This window comes from Planctomycetia bacterium (assembly GCA_021413845.1).
Lineage (GTDB): Bacteria > Planctomycetota > Planctomycetia > Pirellulales > PNKZ01 > PNKZ01.
This window is the reverse complement of the sequence record JAIOPP010000021.1, coordinates 71,413-88,091: the sequence shown is the minus strand read 5'-3', so window position 1 is coordinate 88,091 and position 16,679 is coordinate 71,413. Positions and strand designations below refer to the sequence as shown.

Sequence of the window (16,679 nt, the reverse complement as noted above, 5' to 3'; positions counted from 1 at the left end):
GCTGGAGATACTCGATTTTATACCAAGCCCTCGATTCGAGCCAGCAGGTTGCGAGGGGGAACGAATCGACGGTTACTTGGCCGTGGCCGGCTTCAGCGGCGGCGCGGCCGGTTTTTTCGCTTCGAGACGAGAAAACACGAACTCCTCGTCGACGAAATCGATTCCGATCGTGCTCCCCGGCGGGTATTCGCCGCGCAGCAGCTCGCTTGCCAGCGGGTTCTGCAATCGCTGTTGAATCACCCGCTTGAGCGGCCTGGCGCCGTAGATCGGGTCGTAGCCTTCGACCGCGACGGCGTTGATCGCCGCCGGCGTAATCTCGATGTGTAGATCGTTTTGCTCGACCTGCTTCTCCAACCTTTGCAGCTGCAGTTCGACGATCCGATGAATGTGTTTCCGATCGAGCGGGTGGAACACGATCGTCTCGTCGATCCGGTTGAGGAACTCCGGCAGAAACTTCTCTTCGAGCGCTTCTTGCACGGCGCTTTGGATCTCTTCTTGGCTTGCGCCGCTGCGCGTCAGTTCTTGAATCGCTTGGCTGCCGACGTTCGACGTCATCACGATGATCGTGTTCGTGAAGTCGACGGTGCGTCCTTGGCCGTCGGTGAGCCGGCCGTCGTCGAGGACTTGCAGCAGCACGTTGAACACGTCGCGATGCGCTTTCTCGATTTCGTCCAGCAGCACGACGGAATACGGCCTGCGGCGCACCGCTTCGGTCAGCCGGCCCCCTTCTTCGTAGCCGACGTAGCCCGGCGGCGCGCCGATCAACCGGCTGACGGAATGCTTCTCCATAAACTCGCTCATGTCGATCCGGACGATCGCTTGCTCGCTATCGAACAGGACTTGCGCGAGCGCTTTGCACAGCTCGGTCTTGCCGACTCCGGTGGGCCCGAGAAAGATGAACGAGCCGATCGGCCGGTTCGGGTCTTGCAAGCCGGAGCGACTACGGCGCACGGCGTTCGCCACGGCCTCGACCGCTTCGTCTTGCCCGACGACGCGCTGATGCAGCCGCTCTTCGAGCACCAAGAGCTTGGCTTTCTCGGCTTCCATCATGCGGGTCACCGGAATGCCGGTCCATGCGCTGACGACTTCGGCGATCTCCTCCGGCCCGACCTCTTGGCGCAGCAGCTTACGGCCGGCGTGCTTCGCGCCGTCGCCGTCTTTATGGGTGGGCGTTTCCGTCGTCGGCTGCTCGAACTTCGCCGTGAGTTTCTTGCGCTGCACGTCGAGCTCGTACAAGCGTTGATACATCTGCTCGTCGATCGCTTGGCCGAGCGATTGCTTTTCCTTGAGTTCGTTGCTGAGCTGTTGGAATTGCAGTTCGACTTTGTCGAGTTCCTGGCGGACGTTCTGCACGTCGCCGACGCCGAGCTTCTCGGCTTCCCATTGCTCGCGGAGGCTCGCCAGCTTGCGGCGCAGCTCGATCATCTCCGCTTCGATGTCGGCCTTTTGCTCGAGGGCGTGCTCTTCCGTTTCGTCGGCGAGTTGGCGAGCCGCGAGTTCGAGTTGCATGAGCTTGCGCTGCACTTCGTCGATCTCGGTCGGCACGCTTTGCAATTCCATCGCGAGGCGCGCGGTCGCTTCGTCGACGAGGTCGATCGCCTTGTCCGGCAGGAAGCGGTCGGCGATGTAGCGATGCGAAAGCTGCGCGGCGGCCACGAGGGCCGAGTCTTTGATCTTCACCCCTTTATGATGCGCTTCGTAGCGCCCCTTGAGGCCGCGGAGGATCGCGATCGTATCCTCGACGCTCGGCTCGCCGACGAACACCGGTTGAAAACGGCGCTCGAGGGCGGCATCTTTTTCGATGTATTTGCGGTACTCGTCGAGCGTGGTAGCGCCGATGCAGCGAAGCTCACCCCGCGCGAGGGCCGGCTTGAGCAGGTTCGCCGCGTCGTTCCCTCCTTCGGCCGCTCCGGCACCGACGACGGTATGCAGCTCGTCGATGAAGAGAATGATGTTGCCGTCGGCCGATTGCACTTCCTTGAGAACCGCTTTGAGCCGCTCTTCGAACTCGCCGCGAAACTTCGTGCCGGCGATCAGCGCGCCCATGTCGAGCGTCACGATCGAGCGGTTCTTCAACGACTCCGGCACGTCTCCCTGAATGATGCGCAGCGCCAAGCCTTCGGCGATCGCCGTCTTACCGACGCCCGGCTCGCCGATCAAGACCGGGTTGTTCTTCGTCCGCCGCGAGAGAACTTGGATGACGCGGCGAATCTCCTGGTCGCGGCCGATCACGGGATCGAGCTTCCCTTGCCGAGCGCGGTCGACGAGGTCGATGCCGTATTTCTGCAAGGCTTGGAACTTCGCTTCGGGATTCTGATCTTGCACGCGTTGCGACCCGCGGACGCTTTGCAGCGCCTTGAGAATCTGCTGGTCGTCGATCGCGTTGGCCTTGAGGAGCTGCTTCGCTTTGGTGTCGGCCTTGGCGAGCGCTAAGAGCAGATGCTCGACGGAGACGAACTCGTCTTTCATCTTCTCGGCTTCGCGCTGCGCCGCCTCGAGCACTTGCGTCATCGCTTGCGAAAGCTGCGGCGGGGAGCCGCCGGTCGACTTAGGAAAGTGCCGCAGCTCCGCATCGACGATCGACTGGAGCTGCCGCCGGTTGGCACCGATCTTTTCGATGATGGGCCAAAAGATGCCGTCGGTCTCGCGCGTCAGCGCGGCCAACAGATGCACTGGCTCGATCTGCGGATTCCCCTGATCGGCCGCAAGTTCCTGCGCAGTCTGAACGGCTTCTTGAGCCTTGATGGTGAATTTGTCGAAGCGGAATGCCATTGTTCCTCATTTCGACGAAGACAAATCGGGGTCAAATGCCGGGAAACGGCGGCGGGCTTTCCGCTAATATTCGCCGTCTTCGATTGTCGTCCGTCGCAAAACGTTCTTGTAGATGACTATCTTGAGCAAACCGAACCGCAAGATTGATCGCCCACTGCTCTTCTTGGTGAACGAAGCTCTCTATCGCATCCGCCGCCCACTCGACGTGGTTCCTTCCCCAGTATCCATCTGCGGCGTCCAAAATCGGAATGTTGCAGCGAAGAGATTTGTCGATTAGAGAACGATAGACCAAACGCTGGAACACATCGTCCGTCGAATCGGCGAATAGCAGAGGAAGTTCTACATGCGCTAGTTCAATGTCTTCATAACGAAGAAGCTGCTGAATCGTGGCCGAGTATCCTCGTTCGATTTGAGTCCAACCTCGACCCTGGTTAAGCATCGCAGGCGTGATGAAATAAACGACGTGGCGCGTTCCAAGAAGTTCTTCACGTAACGTTTCGAATGAGTCTCTTCCTGCCGGATAATGATGCCGGTCAAACCACCCGGCAATTTTTCTTCGTTCCAGCTCTTCGAAAACGGGAGATACGAGATTCGCACGGTCTTCCGCACAATGCGACAAGAATGCATGTTTCGTGCACTCGGGCCAGAAATCGATTTGCCATCGTGCAGGCATTGGGATTAACTACCGGGCGGTACGAACGCAGGGACTTTGAAATCGCCGGCTTTTTTACCGGTAAGTACCGTGATGATTTCTTCGCCTAATTCCGTCGGCTGTACGAAGAACTTGTTTTTTATCGTGGCGGCTTTTCCCGTCTCCAGTTGGTTACACGCTTCAATAATTTCGCCCGGCGACCATTTGTCTTTCAAGAGGGCGAAAAAGGTCGGCAACGCCAGGCCGTAGCCGACCTTTCTCGCTGGTTCCGCTTTGGGGAATGTTGCAAAGATCTCCTTGTAGATATTTTCCAATCCCGCAACATACTCACGTGTGACGGCATCCATGTTATTGCCTCTTAAGCTGAACGACGTTTACTTCTTCACTTCGAACTCGGCGTCGATCGCGTCGTCGTCGCCACCTTTGGCTCCGCCCGAGGCTTGCGCTTCCGGGCCGGCTCCGGCGTTCGGCGCACCCTCGGCTCCCTTGCCTGCTTCGTAGAGCACTTTGCTCATCGCGTTCGAGGCATGTTCGAGCTCGGTGATGGCCGCCTTGATCGTGTCCGGGTTGTCTCCCTTCGACGCTTCCCGCGCTTTGGCGATCGCGTCTTCGAGCGGCTTCTTGTCGTTGTCCTTCAGCTTGTCGGCGTGTTCCTTGATGAGTTTCTCCATCTGGAAGCACATCGAGTCGGCTTGGTTGCGGGCCTCGGCAAGTTCGCGCTTCTTCTTGTCTTCCGTCGCGTGCAGTTCGGCGTCTTTCCGCATCTTCTCGATCTCGGCATCGGAGAGACCGCTCGATTGTTGAATCGTCGCCTTCTGCTCCTTGCCCGTGCCGAGGTCTTTCGCGGTCACGTTCAAGATGCCGTTGGAGTCGATATCGAACTTCACTTCGATCTGCGGCATGCCGCGCGGGGCCGGCGGAATGCCTTCCAGGTTGAACGTGTTGAGCAGCCGGTTGTCGGCGGCCATCTCACGTTCGCCTTGATACACCTTGATCGTCACGGCCGATTGGTTGTCGTCGGCCGTGCTGAAGGTTTGCTTCTTCTCGGTCGGAATCGTCGTGTTGCGCTCGACGAGCTTCGTCATGATGCCGCCGAGGGTCTCGATACCGAGCGACAGCGGGGTCACGTCGAGCAACAGCACGTCTTGCACTTCGCCGGCGAGCACGCCCCCTTGAATCGCGGCGCCGATCGCTACGACCTCGTCCGGGTTCACGCCCTTGTGGGGCTCTTTGCCGAACATCTTCTTGACGAGCTCTTGCACCTTCGGGATTCGCGTAGAACCGCCGACGAGCACGACTTCGTCGATTTGGGAAGTGGAGAATTTCGCATCTTTAAGCGCCTGTTCCACCGGGCCGCGGCAGCGCTCGATCAGGTGATCGACCAACTGCTCGAACTTGGCACGATTGATATTCATCTGCAAATGCTTCGGACCCGACGCGTCGGCCGTGATGAACGGCAGATTGATGTCGGTCGAGTTTTGCGTGCTGAGCTCCTTCTTCGCCTTCTCGCAAGCCTCTTGCAATCGCTGGAGCGCCATCGGGTCTTTGCGGAGGTCGATGCCGTTGTCGCGCTTGAATTCGTCGGCGCAGTAGTTGATGAGAACTTGGTCGAAGTCGTCGCCGCCGAGGTGGGTGTCGCCGTTGGTGCTGATGACCTGGAACACACCTTCCGCAACGTCGAGGATCGAGACGTCGAACGTACCGCCGCCGAGATCGAAGACGACGATCTTCTCGTTCTTCTTCTTATCGAGCCCATAGGCCATCGCGGCCGCGGTGGGCTCGTTGATGATCCGCATCACTTCGAGGCCGGCGATCTGGCCGGCGTCTTTCGTCGCCTGGCGCTGCGCGTCGTTGAAGTAAGCCGGGACGGTGATGACCGCCTTGTTGACCTTATGCCCGAGGTACGACTCGGCCGCTTCCTTGAGCTTGCGCAGCACCATCGCCGAAATTTCCGGCGGGGTATACTGCTTGTCGCCGATCTGCACCTTCACGTATTCGTTCTGCGCGCCGACGACCTTATACGGCACGATCTTCTCTTCCGATGCGACTTCGCTGTGCCTGCGGCCCATGAAGCGCTTGATCGAGTAGACCGTCCGTTGCGGGTTCGTCACCGCTTGCCGCCGAGCCGGCTCGCCGACCGGGATGTCGCCTTTGTCGGTAAACGCGACCACGCTCGGCGTGAGTCGGTTGCCGTCGGCGTTGGGAATTACCTTCGGCTCGTTCCCTTCCATGATCGAGACCACGGAGTTGGTCGTCCCTAAATCGATCCCGATGATCTTCTCGCCTTTTGCCATGAAGTGTCTCCTTCTTGATGCGGCTATACTGAGTTCGCGCCGAACGGCGCGCTGGTTGGAAATGCGGTTTCGCGTCGATCGGCCTGCGTTTGTGGCGGGCTGTGAGCGACGAACCTCAAATAAAGCAAAGTTTGTGCCAGCGCCGTTCGCCGGGCATAATGTCTGAAAATTGAGTCGTTAAATCGCTTAGCTTAGGACATTTACGCCTGCTCGCAAGAAATCCAACGGTATATTTAGCCAGCCGATTCGTTCTTCAAGGCTGTCGTTTTGGCATGTTAGGGAACGAATGAGCGGCGTTGTCATTTTGGCAGTTTCACAGAGGGAAGCGGGGCACTCGCAGGCCGCTCCGCTAGCAGGTGATTTAGGTGTCTGAAACGCCCGACAAAAAGAAGTCGCCGCCCCAAGCCGAAGGGCCGGAAGCTCTGCGCCGCCGACGCGAGAAGCTCGACCGCGAACTCATCGCCCTGCTCAATCGCCGAGCCGAATTGGCCGTGCAAACCAGCGGCACCTCCGCAGCCGAGGCCGGGGCTGCAACTCACCAACCCCATGCGATTCCCCCCGCGTTCGATAGCCTCCCGGCCGATGCCGAGGCTATGAACGAAGGTCCGCTCGACCTCGCGACGCTGCAGAACGTCTATCGGGAGCTTGCCAGCGGTTGGCGGAAGCTGCAACGCAAGACCCAGGTCGCGTTTCTCGGGCCGGCCTACACTTACAGCCATCTCGCGGTGCTGAGCCGTTTCGGCCAGTCGATCGACCAAGTCCCGGTTGGGAGCATTTCGGCCGTCTTCGAGGAAGTGAACCGAGGTCAGGCCGACTTTGGGGTCGTGCCGGTCGAAAACTCGACGGACGGGCGAGTTGCCGACACGCTCGACATGTTCACCCGGCTCCGGGTACGCGTCTGCGGCGAGGTGCCGTTGGCGATCCACCATAGCCTGCTTGGCGTCGGCCCGAGGGCCGGCATTACCGAAGTGCATAGCAAGCCGCAGGCGTTGTCGCAGTGCCGCAATTGGCTCTCGCGGCATCTGCCGGAAGCGCGGTTGGTCGAAGTCGCCAGCACGATCGCCGCCGCCCAAACGGCCCGCTCGCGCCCGGAGGTGGCTGCCGTGGCCGGCGCGCAAGCCGCGGCGGTTTACGGTTTGAATCTCTTGGCAGAGAACATCGAAGACAATCAATCGAACGTCACGCGCTTCTTCGTCATCGGCGAAGCATCGGCTGCCCGAACGGGCCGCGATAAGCTCTCGGTGATGTTCGAGGTGCCGCACAAACCGGGAGCGCTGGCCGACGCGATGAACGCCTTCAAGCGCGCCAAGCTGAATCTCACTTGGATCGAATCGTTTCCGATCGCGCGGCCCGAAGGGGGCTACATGTTCTTCGTCGAACTCGACGGCCACGAAACCGATCTGAAAGTGCGCAACGCCCTGAAATCGTTGGAGAAGAAGACCCTCCGGCTCGAAGTGTTAGGGTCGTATGCGAAGGCCGAGCCGGTCGGGTAACGGGCTCCGTCTCGCACGCTCGGGCCGCGTCTTCTCGGTCTTCTAGTCCCGTCTCGCGAAAATAACGGGCCCTGTCGTTCCGAGCCGCTAGACAATTTCGCGGCCATCGTGCAGACTTCGCCCTGGCGAACTTCGTTCGTCTTCGGAGCCGCCTCGAGCGGCTTTCGCATCGCAAGCCCGGCGGTCGATAAGGCAAACCTGTAGTCCACCCAACGAACACTCAGCACGAGAGAATCGAGAGAGCAAGCATGCGAACCCCGCTCATCGCCGGCAATTGGAAGATGAACCTCACCCGCAGCGAGTCGGTCGCCCTGGCCGGCGCCGTGGCCGACGGTGCTAAGAACTATCCGCAATGCGAGCTCGCCGTGTTTCCCGCCACGGTCTACGTCGATGCGGTGCGCCAAGTCTTGAAAGGCTCGGCCGTCGCGTGGGGGCCGCAGAATTTGTATCCCGAAGCTCCGGGTGCCTACACCGGCGAAACGGCCGCCACGATGGTCGTCGACCTCGAGTGCAAATACGTGATCCTCGGCCATAGCGAGCGCCGGACGATACTGGGCGAGACCGACGCCGTGGTGAATAAGAAGACCCTCGCGGCCTTGGCGGCCGGGATCAGCCCGATCGTCTGCGTCGGCGAGCTGTTGGCCGAGCGGCAAGAAAACCGGACCAAAGATGTGATCCGGAAGCAGTTCGAGGGCTCTTTGGCCGGAATTTCGGCCGAGCAGATGGAAAAGATCGTCATCGCCTACGAACCGGTTTGGGCGATCGGCACCGGCCTGACGGCCAGCCCGGAGCAGGCGGAAGAAGTGCATGCCGACCTTCGCAAACTGATCGCTCAACGCTACAATGAGCCGCTTTCCCAAAAGGTGCGCATCCTCTACGGCGGTAGCGTGAAGCCCAGTAACGCGGTCGAATTGATGTCGCAACCGAATGTGGACGGAGCCTTGGTCGGCGGAGCGAGCCTGAAGGCCGCCGACTTTTTGGGAATCGCGGCCGGAGTCAAAAGCTAAATGATCTTCTTGATTAAGACTTTGTTGTTCATCATCTCGGTGTTCCTCATCTTGCTCGTGCTCGTGCAGCGCGGACGGGGCGGCGGCCTCGCCGGCGCGCTCGGCGGCATGGGAGGCCAAAGCGCCTTCGGCACCAAAGCCGGCGACTTGTTTACCCGCGTCACGATCATCGTGGCGGCCGTGTGGATTTTACTCTGCGCCGCTTCGGTGAAGTATTTCCGGCCGAGCTTGGATACGCAATTCGCCGACAACAGCCCGGCCGTGACGACGGGCGTCGAGCCGGGCGTGCCGTTGCCGAATGCCAACCCGCCGGCCGCGACGGCGCCTGCTGGTACGGCTCCCGCTCCGGTTGGTACTGCTCCAGCCGGCTCGGCTCCGGCTGCCACCGGCACCGGTTCCTAAGCTTCGCCCGCAGGCTGCCGGCCTCGATCGCCATGTCATCGTTCGGGAGATTCGTTTTTTGCTGCTGAGCATGACCGGATTCGGAGAGGCGCATCGTCGTGAGGCGGAACTCTCGACGGCGGTCGAAGTCCGTACCATCAACAACCGGTACTTCAAGCTCAACATCAAGTGCGGCGAAGGCTATAGCACGCTCGAAAGCGAGATCGAGCAGATCGTGCGCGAGCATGTTCGCCGCGGCACCGTGCAGATCAATCTCCGCGTCGATCGCCTCACCTCGGCCGACGACTATCTCATCAATCGGGCCGTGCTGGCCGGTTATCGCGAGCAATTGCAAGCGATGCACGATCAATGGCACGTGACCGATCAGGTGCCGCTGGAAACGCTGCTCGGGCTCCCGGGCGTCGTGATGGAGAACCCGAACCGCGCGCCCGACGTCGCCGCCCAATGGCCGACGATCCGCGCAACGCTCATCGCCGCGCTGGAAAACCTCGACAAGTTCCGCACCGACGAAGGCCGGAGCATGACGACCGACTTGCGCGCCAACTGCGCCGTCGTCGCCACGGAGCTCGTCGAGATCGAGAAGCGTGCGCCGTTTACCGCCGAGCAATACCGCAAACGCCTCATCGAACGGGTGCAAGCCGCGTTGTCGGAACATCAGATCACGCTGAACGTCTCGGACCTTATCAAGGAAGTCGCGGTGTTCGCCGATCGGGCCGATATCAGCGAAGAGATCGTCCGGCTGCGGAGCCACATCGAGCAGTTCGAGAACTTTATTCAGGCGACGGAAAGCACCGGCCGGAAGCTGGAGTTTCTCACGCAAGAAATGTTCCGCGAGATCAACACGATCGGCTCGAAGGCCAACGACGTGCAGATCTCGAAGCATGTGATCGAAGTGAAGACCGCGGTCGAACGTATCAAAGAGATGATCCAAAACGTCGAGTAGCGCGCGGCCGCCGAGCTCGCCACCCCAAGCCTTTATGACCAGCGCGACCAACGGCAAGTTGATCGTCATTTCCGGGCCCTCGGGAGCCGGGAAAACGACCCTTCTCAAGCGGATGTACGCCGAGTGCGATGCTCCGCTCGTCGCGGGAGTTTCAGCGACGACCCGTCGCCCGCGCCCCGGCGAGACCGACGGCGTCGACTACCACTTTCTGACGCTCGAAGAATTCCGCCTCCGTCGCGAACGGGGCGAATTCCTCGAATCGTTCGAGGTTTTCGGCCGGGGCGATTGGTACGGCACGCTGCAAAGCGAAGTAGCCCCTAGGCTTGCGTCGGGAAAATGGGTAGTATTAGAGATCGACGTTCAAGGTACGTTCGCTGTCTTGCAGCACTACCCTGAGGCGATCACGATTTTCATTCAGCCCCGATCGGTCGAAGAACTTGAGCGGCGGCTAACGGCGCGCGGCACGGAAACCCGTGAAGCGATCCAGCGTCGTTTGGAAGTGGCCCGGCGGGAAATGATGGAAGCCGGCGCGTATCGTTATCACGTCACGAACGACGACGTCGATACGGCGGTCGGGGAGCTTTGTCGGATTCTAACTCATTGCGGAGATTAACGTATGCTCGACGCCCTGCGGGAAGAAGCGATCGTCAACAAGGTGGGCGGCCGCTTTAAGCTGTCGACTTTGATCCAGAAGCGCCTCGTCGCGCTCAACGCCGGCGCTCGCCCGTTGGTCGAAGTCCATACGGCCGACAAGATGCAGATCGTCCTCGCAGAGATATTGAACGACAAGATCTATCTCGACACGACGGGCAGCATGCGCGTAACGGGCGACAACACCGCGGCCGGCGGCCCGCCGGAATTGGATCTCAACGCGCTATGATCGTCGCCGGGCGCGAAATCGTCGTCGGCATTACCGGCGGCATCGCGGCCTTTAAGACCGCGGCGCTCGTCAGCCGGCTCGTGCAAGACGGCGCTGCGGTGACCGTCGTGATGACCGAAGCCGCTTGCCGCTTCATCGGCCCGCCGACCTTCGAGGCCCTGACGGGCCGGCCGGTGTATCGCACGGTGTTCGACAACAAAGAGTTCCCGCTCGGCGCGCATATCGGCCTAGCCGAGCGAGCGCAGTTGCTCTGCGTCGCCCCGGCCTCGGCCGACTTTCTTTTCAAAGCGGCGCAGGGCGCAGCCGACGATCTGCTCAGCACGCTCTATCTCGCGTTCGGCGGCCGCGTGCTCATGGCTCCGGCGATGAACACGCAAATGTGGGAAGCGCCGGCCGTGGGGCGCAACGTCGAGCAATTGCGCTCCGACGGCGTTTCGATCGTCGATCCCGGCGAAGGTTGGCTGAGCTGCCGGACGCGCGGCTCCGGCCGCATGGCCGAGCCCGACGTGATTCGCGCCGCCATCGATGCGGCCCTCTCCGAATAGCGCGCCTTGATATAGCACCTTGAATTAACAGACCAGCTCGGGCCATGGCGCGCATCCTCATCACCTCCGGCCCGACCCGACAGTATCTCGATCCGGTACGTTATCTGACGAACGCTTCGAGCGGCCGGATGGGGCTCGCGCTGGTCGAGGCGGCACTCGCGGCCGGGCACGAAGTCGTCGTCGTCTCGGGTCCGGTCGAGATCGCGTATCCGGCCGCGGCGCGCGTCGTTCCCGTCGTCACGACGGATGAGATGCTCGCGGCGTGCGAGCGTGAGTTCCCCGCCTGCGACGGCTTGATCGGCGTGGCCGCTCCGTGCGACTACAAGCCGCAGCGCATGGAAGACCGGAAGATCGCGAAGACGGGGGCTCCGCTGCCGATCTTGTTCGTGGAAACGCCCGACGTCGTCGCCACGCTCGGCCGCCGCAAGCAAGAGCAGGGGACGTCGCAATGGCTCGTCGGCTTCGCTCTGGAGACCGACGATCATCACCATCGCGCGGTGACGAAGCTGCAAAAGAAAAGCTGCGATCTGATCGTGTTGAACGGGCCCGATGCCATCAGCGCCGACTCGAACACGGTGGAGATTCTCGACCGCAGCGGCACGGTCGTCGCAAAACTCAGCGGCAAGAAATCGGCAGTCGCCCAAGGCATCTTCGACGTCATCGCAAAGAAGCTGATCCGAATAAAGTAGCAGGCACGTTCCACGTGCCGTAGCCACGTGCGCCGTTGAAGCTAAGTGCAGCATCGCGACGCAGCCTCCGTTCACACGCAGCTCCGTTCAATAGCCCCGGATGCATATCCGGGCCACACCGCGATGATCGTTCCGTATCAGCTGTGGCGGACGGCACGTGGAACGTGCCTGCTACGTTGTAGACATGGCCCAATTCTTCGCGTTGAATCTCGCGGCGCGTCGTGCGATGTTGAGCGGCGTGAGGAGACGCGACTCCGACCTCCGGTAGGTTTCGACATGTTGCAATAAATGCGACGACGAATCGCGATGGGAAGCTTCGAGCCACGGCCGCGCCGCTTGTCGCCGCCGGTGCTCGAATGAATCGACTTGATTGTCGGTCCCTTGCGACGATGGTCGATCGAGCGAGAAAGCAAATCGTTCGGTGTCTTCTTCCGGCCTGCGGTGCGTAAGAAATTACGCATCGCGATCCTCGGTCGTCGTACGTTCAGGCGAGACGCACGACGACAAAAAACCGAAGATCGAAACTTGCACGACGGATCTTTGCGAAGTTGCAACATCGCAGAGACCGCTTCGCTGCCCTGGGCGTCGTCCGGTGCGTCGTCGCTTGAGCCAGTCTTTCTTCAAAATGAAGCAAGCCGGTTCGGGCGGAATGCTCTGCGCAGAGAATCGTTTGACAAGAAGCCCAAGCCCGCTCGGGCGACGACGCACGAACTTTTTCTATGTCGCAACAACGCGCGATCACGGCCGTGCTTTGTTTAAGTAGCAGGCACGTTCCACGTGCCGTCCGCCACACGGGCCTTCACACAACCGACACGGCTTCGTTAATTAAAGGCGCACGTGGCTAACGGCACGTGGAACGTGCCTGCTACTTTATTCCGGTCTGCCGTTCGGCAGTGGGACGTCCTTGAACGTGATCATCACATCGCGCTGCGAGCGAATCCTCGGGTATCCGAAACGCAAGGTCGTCGGTTTGCTGTCGGTCGATTCGCCGATGAAGGTGAACTTCATTCGTGCGCCGTCGCTTTCGTAGCTGTTGTTCTGGCCTTGCTTCCGATACGGGGTTTTGTGTTGATCGAGCAATTCGACTTCGCACTCTTGAAAGAACGCCTCTTGAGGATCGCTAAGCACCAAGTCGCGCAGCACCAGCAGTCCGACTTCGCAGCGCAAGCCCGAGGATTGCTCGACTTGCTCGACGCGGAGTTCGACGTCGTCCTGGTAGTGCGGTCCGCGGCGCTCGAGATCGTTGATCGTCAGGGTCGCCATGTCGCCGACCGCGATCACGCCCCATTTGAGCGTCAGCGTTTCGAGCTTCGAGGCGGCCGTGGCCGGCGGATGCAAGCGCAAGTTCATGGTCAATTGACGCGTTCCGCCGCCGGCGACGTTCCAGCCCGAGGTTCCCGGTTGCGTAGCGGCGATCTCGGTTCCCGCGTTGGTCCGGGCGACGACGAGCTCCGGCTGCGAACGATAGGCGATCAGTCGAAAACGATCTTCCCACATCATTTGCAAGTTCAGTTGAAACGTATGCGAACGATCGCTCTTCGACGTTTCGTAATCGATCTCTTCGCTATACGCGCGACGAGCCGAACTGATCTGCGCGCGGATCGCGCCGGCATATGCGACCGGGAACTTCCCCGATTCGCCTGCCGTAACGACGAGCGCCGGTTCGCGCGTGTCGTAGTGCGGTCGGAGCTTGTTGCTCGTGCGCCGGCAAATGTCATCGAGCGCCGGCCAGTATTCTCCCCGCTCGAAGCGCACGTCGAGCGGCTTGTCTTCGAAGTTGCCGTATTGGTCTCCGAGCAGCAAGTGGTTGCCGGTCTGTTCGGCGATCGCGGCGAGAATCTTCGAGGCCGGCTTTCCGGCGTCGAGATATTGAAACCGGCTCGCGCGCCACAGTTCCTCGATCCGAATATGCTTGAGCAGCTCGCGGGCCCGCAGCCGGACTTCCGGGTCGGCATCGGCACCTGCCTTAGCCAGCTCCAGGCTCGCTTGCGAGCCGAGCTTCGCCAATTGTTCGTCGGCCCGAGCCCGAATGCGATAGTCGTCGGCACCGAGGTCGCGCACGAGCGCCGCGACGAGCTCGACGTTGCCGCCCGAGTCGAGCGGCGGAGTCGTTGCCGGCGACGGGGCTTGTTGGCCGCCGCAAACGAGAGGAACGAAAAGTGAAGCCGTCGCGAGCCACCGAGGGACTGCGACAGTCAAACGAAATGCACCGAAAAAACGGCCCGCCATCTGCATTTCCTCCGTTAGATTCGAGTTCCATCTCGAACCGCAACGGCATGCCAAGGCTTGCATGGTGCGAATCAACGGTGTGTCGGGACTGGAAAAAGCGATATTCGGCTGTTAGAACCGATCACTCTTTTCGCACGCCTTCTCACGCCAGGATGCGGAAGTTATCTAGATCCAGTAAAGCAGTCAAGACCGGCAGGAAGCAAGAGATGCAATCCAAAATCATTAGGAATTGGGAAGTGGGTACACACACGGATGGCTAACGACTGCTTAAGCGTCGGCGTTTTGGTGGCCGACCATATGTGCGCACCGATTGCGAGAATGCCCAAAGCCGGCGAGCTCGTACTTACCGATCAACTGCTGCTGACGATCGGCGGCTGCGCCTCGAACGCGGCGATGGATATGGCGCGCGTCGGCGTCGATGTGAGCGTGGTCGGTTGCGTCGGCAACGACGCGTTCGGCCAGTTTATCGTCGACACGCTCGATGCCGCGGGAGCGGGGACGAAGCTGATTCAGCGCCTCCCGCAGGTCGGCACCGCCGCGACGTTGATCGTTAACGTGCAAGGCGAAGATCGCCGCTTTATTCACACGCTCGGGGCGAACGCGAAGCTCACCGTAGCGGATATCCCGTGGGACGAAGTGCGCAAGTCGAAGGTGCTCTACGTCGGCGGCTATCTCTTGATGACGGCGCTCGACCAGTTGGAACTGGCCGAAGTCTTCCGCCAAGCGCGTGCCGTCGGCGTGACGACGGTGCTCGACGTCGTGTTGCCCGGCGCGGGAGACCACTGGAGCCGCTTAGAAAAACTGCTGCCGCATACCGATGTCTTTCTGCCGAACACCGATGAAGCGGCCCTCATCACCGGGCTCGACGACCCGCGCGCCCAGGCCGAACGCTTCCGCGAGGCCGGCGCAGCGACCGTCGTCATCACCTGCGGCGGCGATGGCACGCTCCTAAGCACGCAGGGGCTTCGCCTGAAGGCCGAGATCTATCGCTTCCCCTACGTCGGCGCTACCGGCGCGGGCGACGCCTTCGACGCGGGCTACATCGCCGGGCTGCTGCAAGGGCTCGGCCCGCGCGAATGCCTCGCCTGGGGCAACGTGCTGGGCGGCAGCTGCGTCCGCTCGATCAGCGCCACGGCCGGAGTGTTCAACCGCGAGGAAGCCGAAGCGTATCTTAAGGAACATCCGCTTGTGACGACGAGCTGGTGACGTTGAATGCAAAAGTCAGAAGGCAAAATGCAAAAGTACGAAGAGCCGATCAAGCTCCGATAGCTTCGGCTTTGCAATTCGCGTCATACTTTCTCCAACGCCTGCTTCAGATCGTCGATCAAGTCCTGCGTGTCTTCGATGCCGCAGGAGAGGCGGATCATGTTGTCGTCGATGCCGAATTGGGCTCGCATTTCGGGAGAGTAGTCCCAATAGCTCATCACCAGCGGTTGCTCGATCAGCGATTCGACTCCGCCCAAGCTGGGCGCGATCCGCGGGATTTTCACGCCGTCGACGACGCGGCTCGTTTGCTTCCAATCGGCGTTCTTGATCGTAAAAGTAATCAAGCCGCCGTAGCCGCGCATCGTCCGTCGGGCGACGTCGAAGTAGGCGTGGGTTTCTAGGCCAGGGTAGTATACTTTCTCGATCTTCGGATGGCCCGCGAGAAACTGCGCGATCGCGAGGCCGTTTTGATTGTGGCGCTCCATGCGTAGCGAGAAGGTCTTCAAGCCGCGCAGCAACAGGTAGATGTTATGCGGCGAATTCACCGCCCCGAGAATCCCCCGCAGCTTGCGAACCGGCTCAAGCTTCGCCGTGCTGCCGACGAGCACGCCGGCCAGCAGGTCGTTGTGGCCGGCGAGATACTTCGTCGCCGAGTGAAGCACGTAGTCGACTCCCGCGGCGATCGGGCGGGCGTTGTACGGCGTGCCGAGCGTGGCATCGATCAAGGTCTCGACGCCGTGCTTCTTCGCCACCCCGACGAACTTCTCCATGTCGACGACGCTCAAGTGCGGGTTCGTCGGCGATTCGCTCACGAGCAATTTCGTGTTCGCGTTGATCGCGGCGTCCATCGCGGCGAAGTCTCCCATCTTCACCTGCCGCGTAACGACTCCGAACCGCGACATGTGCTTCACGCAGAACTCGCGGCTACGGTGATAACACTCGTCGAAGAAGACGACCTCGTCGCCGGCGCTGAGCTTGGAAGTAAGCAGCCCGACGATCGCCGCCATGCCGCTGGAAAACAGAATCGCATCTTCGCCTCCTTCGAGCGCCGCCAGTTTCTTTTCGGCGGTCCGTTCGTTCGGGTTGCCGTAGCGCCCGTATTCTTCACGCGGCAACTTCTTCTCGATGAACTCCAACACCGCGGCCGTATCCTCGAACGAATACGTCGACGCGCAGAAGATCGGATCGGTGACGGAGTTGCCGGGCTTTTGTCGGGCCTCGCCGGCGTGAACCGAGAGAGTCGAAAAGCGTTCGGCGGCGTCGTCGCCGTAAGGATCGTGGAACTCGGCCATGGCAAACATCCCTCGCAGTGCGATAGTAGCGGTGCGCGAACAGGGGATTGTCGCCACACGACCGGAAACGAAAAAACCGCGTTTACCTACAGAGGGCAAACGCGGCTCGAATCGATCGAGTTATACGTTTCGGACAACTAAAAAAAGTTGCCGGCAACGCAGGCTCTTTAGCAGTGCGAGGCGAGCGACGAGCGTCTTGAAACGCATCGTGCTTACCGGCTGGCTGCAAGCGGCCGCAAATCCCATCTACTTCGATACTAACGCCCCGCCACGGC

The 16,679-nt window shown here is 60.8% G+C and carries 15 protein-coding genes; 9 read left to right on the top strand and 6 right to left on the bottom strand.

Annotation, left to right across the window (positions count from 1 at the left end):
- Positions 1-72 precede the first annotated feature (72 nt).
- The 4 genes from clpB to dnaK are packed head-to-tail and all read right to left on the bottom strand — an operon-like array spanning position 73 to position 5,718.
- The gene (gene clpB, locus K8U03_04570; GenBank protein ID MCE9604160.1) at positions 73-2,772 is read right to left on the bottom strand and encodes an ATP-dependent chaperone ClpB; all 2,700 of its coding nucleotides are present in this window, start codon (positions 2,770-2,772) and stop codon (positions 73-75) included.
- A gap of 31 nt (positions 2,773-2,803) precedes the next feature.
- On the bottom strand, positions 2,804-3,445 hold the full coding sequence (locus K8U03_04565) for a toll/interleukin-1 receptor domain-containing protein (GenBank protein ID MCE9604159.1): 642 nt from the start codon (positions 3,443-3,445) through the stop codon (positions 2,804-2,806).
- A 5-nt stretch (positions 3,446-3,450) separates the two neighbouring features.
- Positions 3,451-3,771 (bottom strand): hypothetical protein, encoded by a 321-nt coding sequence (locus tag K8U03_04560; protein ID MCE9604158.1) that lies wholly within the window; start codon positions 3,769-3,771, stop codon positions 3,451-3,453.
- Between the two features lie 27 nt (positions 3,772-3,798).
- Complete coding sequence (gene dnaK, locus K8U03_04555) at positions 3,799-5,718, bottom strand: molecular chaperone DnaK (GenBank protein MCE9604157.1); 1,920 nt, start codon at positions 5,716-5,718, stop codon at positions 3,799-3,801.
- A 365-nt stretch (positions 5,719-6,083) separates the two neighbouring features.
- On the opposite strand from dnaK, the gene pheA reads away from it, so the two are divergent.
- The 8 genes from pheA (at position 6,084) to K8U03_04515 (ending at position 11,677) form a co-directional block, all read left to right on the top strand.
- Entirely contained in the window at positions 6,084-7,211 is a 1,128-nt protein-coding gene (pheA, locus tag K8U03_04550) for a prephenate dehydratase (GenBank protein ID MCE9604156.1), read from the top strand.
- Positions 7,212-7,459: 248 nt separating this feature from the next.
- Positions 7,460-8,218, top strand: coding sequence for a triose-phosphate isomerase (tpiA, locus tag K8U03_04545; GenBank protein ID MCE9604155.1), 759 nt, complete (start codon positions 7,460-7,462; stop codon positions 8,216-8,218).
- On the top strand, positions 8,219-8,620 hold the full coding sequence (gene secG, locus K8U03_04540) for a preprotein translocase subunit SecG (protein MCE9604154.1): 402 nt from the start codon (positions 8,219-8,221) through the stop codon (positions 8,618-8,620).
- Positions 8,621-8,690: 70 nt separating this feature from the next.
- Complete coding sequence (locus K8U03_04535; GenBank protein ID MCE9604153.1) at positions 8,691-9,563, top strand: YicC family protein; 873 nt, start codon at positions 8,691-8,693, stop codon at positions 9,561-9,563.
- 34 nt (positions 9,564-9,597) lie between these two features.
- Positions 9,598-10,176 (top strand): guanylate kinase, encoded by a 579-nt coding sequence (gene gmk, locus K8U03_04530; GenBank protein ID MCE9604152.1) that lies wholly within the window; start codon positions 9,598-9,600, stop codon positions 10,174-10,176.
- Positions 10,177-10,179: 3 nt separating this feature from the next.
- The gene (locus K8U03_04525) at positions 10,180-10,443 is read left to right on the top strand and encodes a DNA-directed RNA polymerase subunit omega (GenBank protein MCE9604151.1); all 264 of its coding nucleotides are present in this window, start codon (positions 10,180-10,182) and stop codon (positions 10,441-10,443) included.
- Positions 10,440-10,988, top strand: a complete 549-nt coding sequence (locus tag K8U03_04520) for a phosphopantothenoylcysteine decarboxylase (protein MCE9604150.1) — start codon at positions 10,440-10,442, stop codon at positions 10,986-10,988. Before K8U03_04525 ends, K8U03_04520 begins: the two co-directional genes overlap by 4 nt.
- A 44-nt stretch (positions 10,989-11,032) precedes the next feature.
- Positions 11,033-11,677, top strand: coding sequence for a phosphopantothenoylcysteine decarboxylase (locus K8U03_04515; protein ID MCE9604149.1), 645 nt, complete (start codon positions 11,033-11,035; stop codon positions 11,675-11,677).
- Between the two features lie 870 nt (positions 11,678-12,547).
- On the opposite strand, the gene K8U03_04510 is transcribed toward K8U03_04515, so the two are convergent.
- On the bottom strand, positions 12,548-13,906 hold the full coding sequence (locus K8U03_04510; protein ID MCE9604148.1) for a hypothetical protein: 1,359 nt from the start codon (positions 13,904-13,906) through the stop codon (positions 12,548-12,550).
- Between the two features lie 252 nt (positions 13,907-14,158).
- Between K8U03_04510 and K8U03_04505 the strand changes: the two genes are divergently transcribed.
- On the top strand, positions 14,159-15,112 hold the full coding sequence (locus tag K8U03_04505; GenBank protein ID MCE9604147.1) for a sugar kinase: 954 nt from the start codon (positions 14,159-14,161) through the stop codon (positions 15,110-15,112).
- A gap of 83 nt (positions 15,113-15,195) precedes the next feature.
- Here the strand turns inward: K8U03_04505 and K8U03_04500 are convergent, their stop codons facing one another.
- Positions 15,196-16,404, bottom strand: a complete 1,209-nt coding sequence (locus K8U03_04500) for a PLP-dependent aspartate aminotransferase family protein (protein ID MCE9604146.1) — start codon at positions 16,402-16,404, stop codon at positions 15,196-15,198.
- Positions 16,405-16,679: the final 275 nt, after the last annotated feature.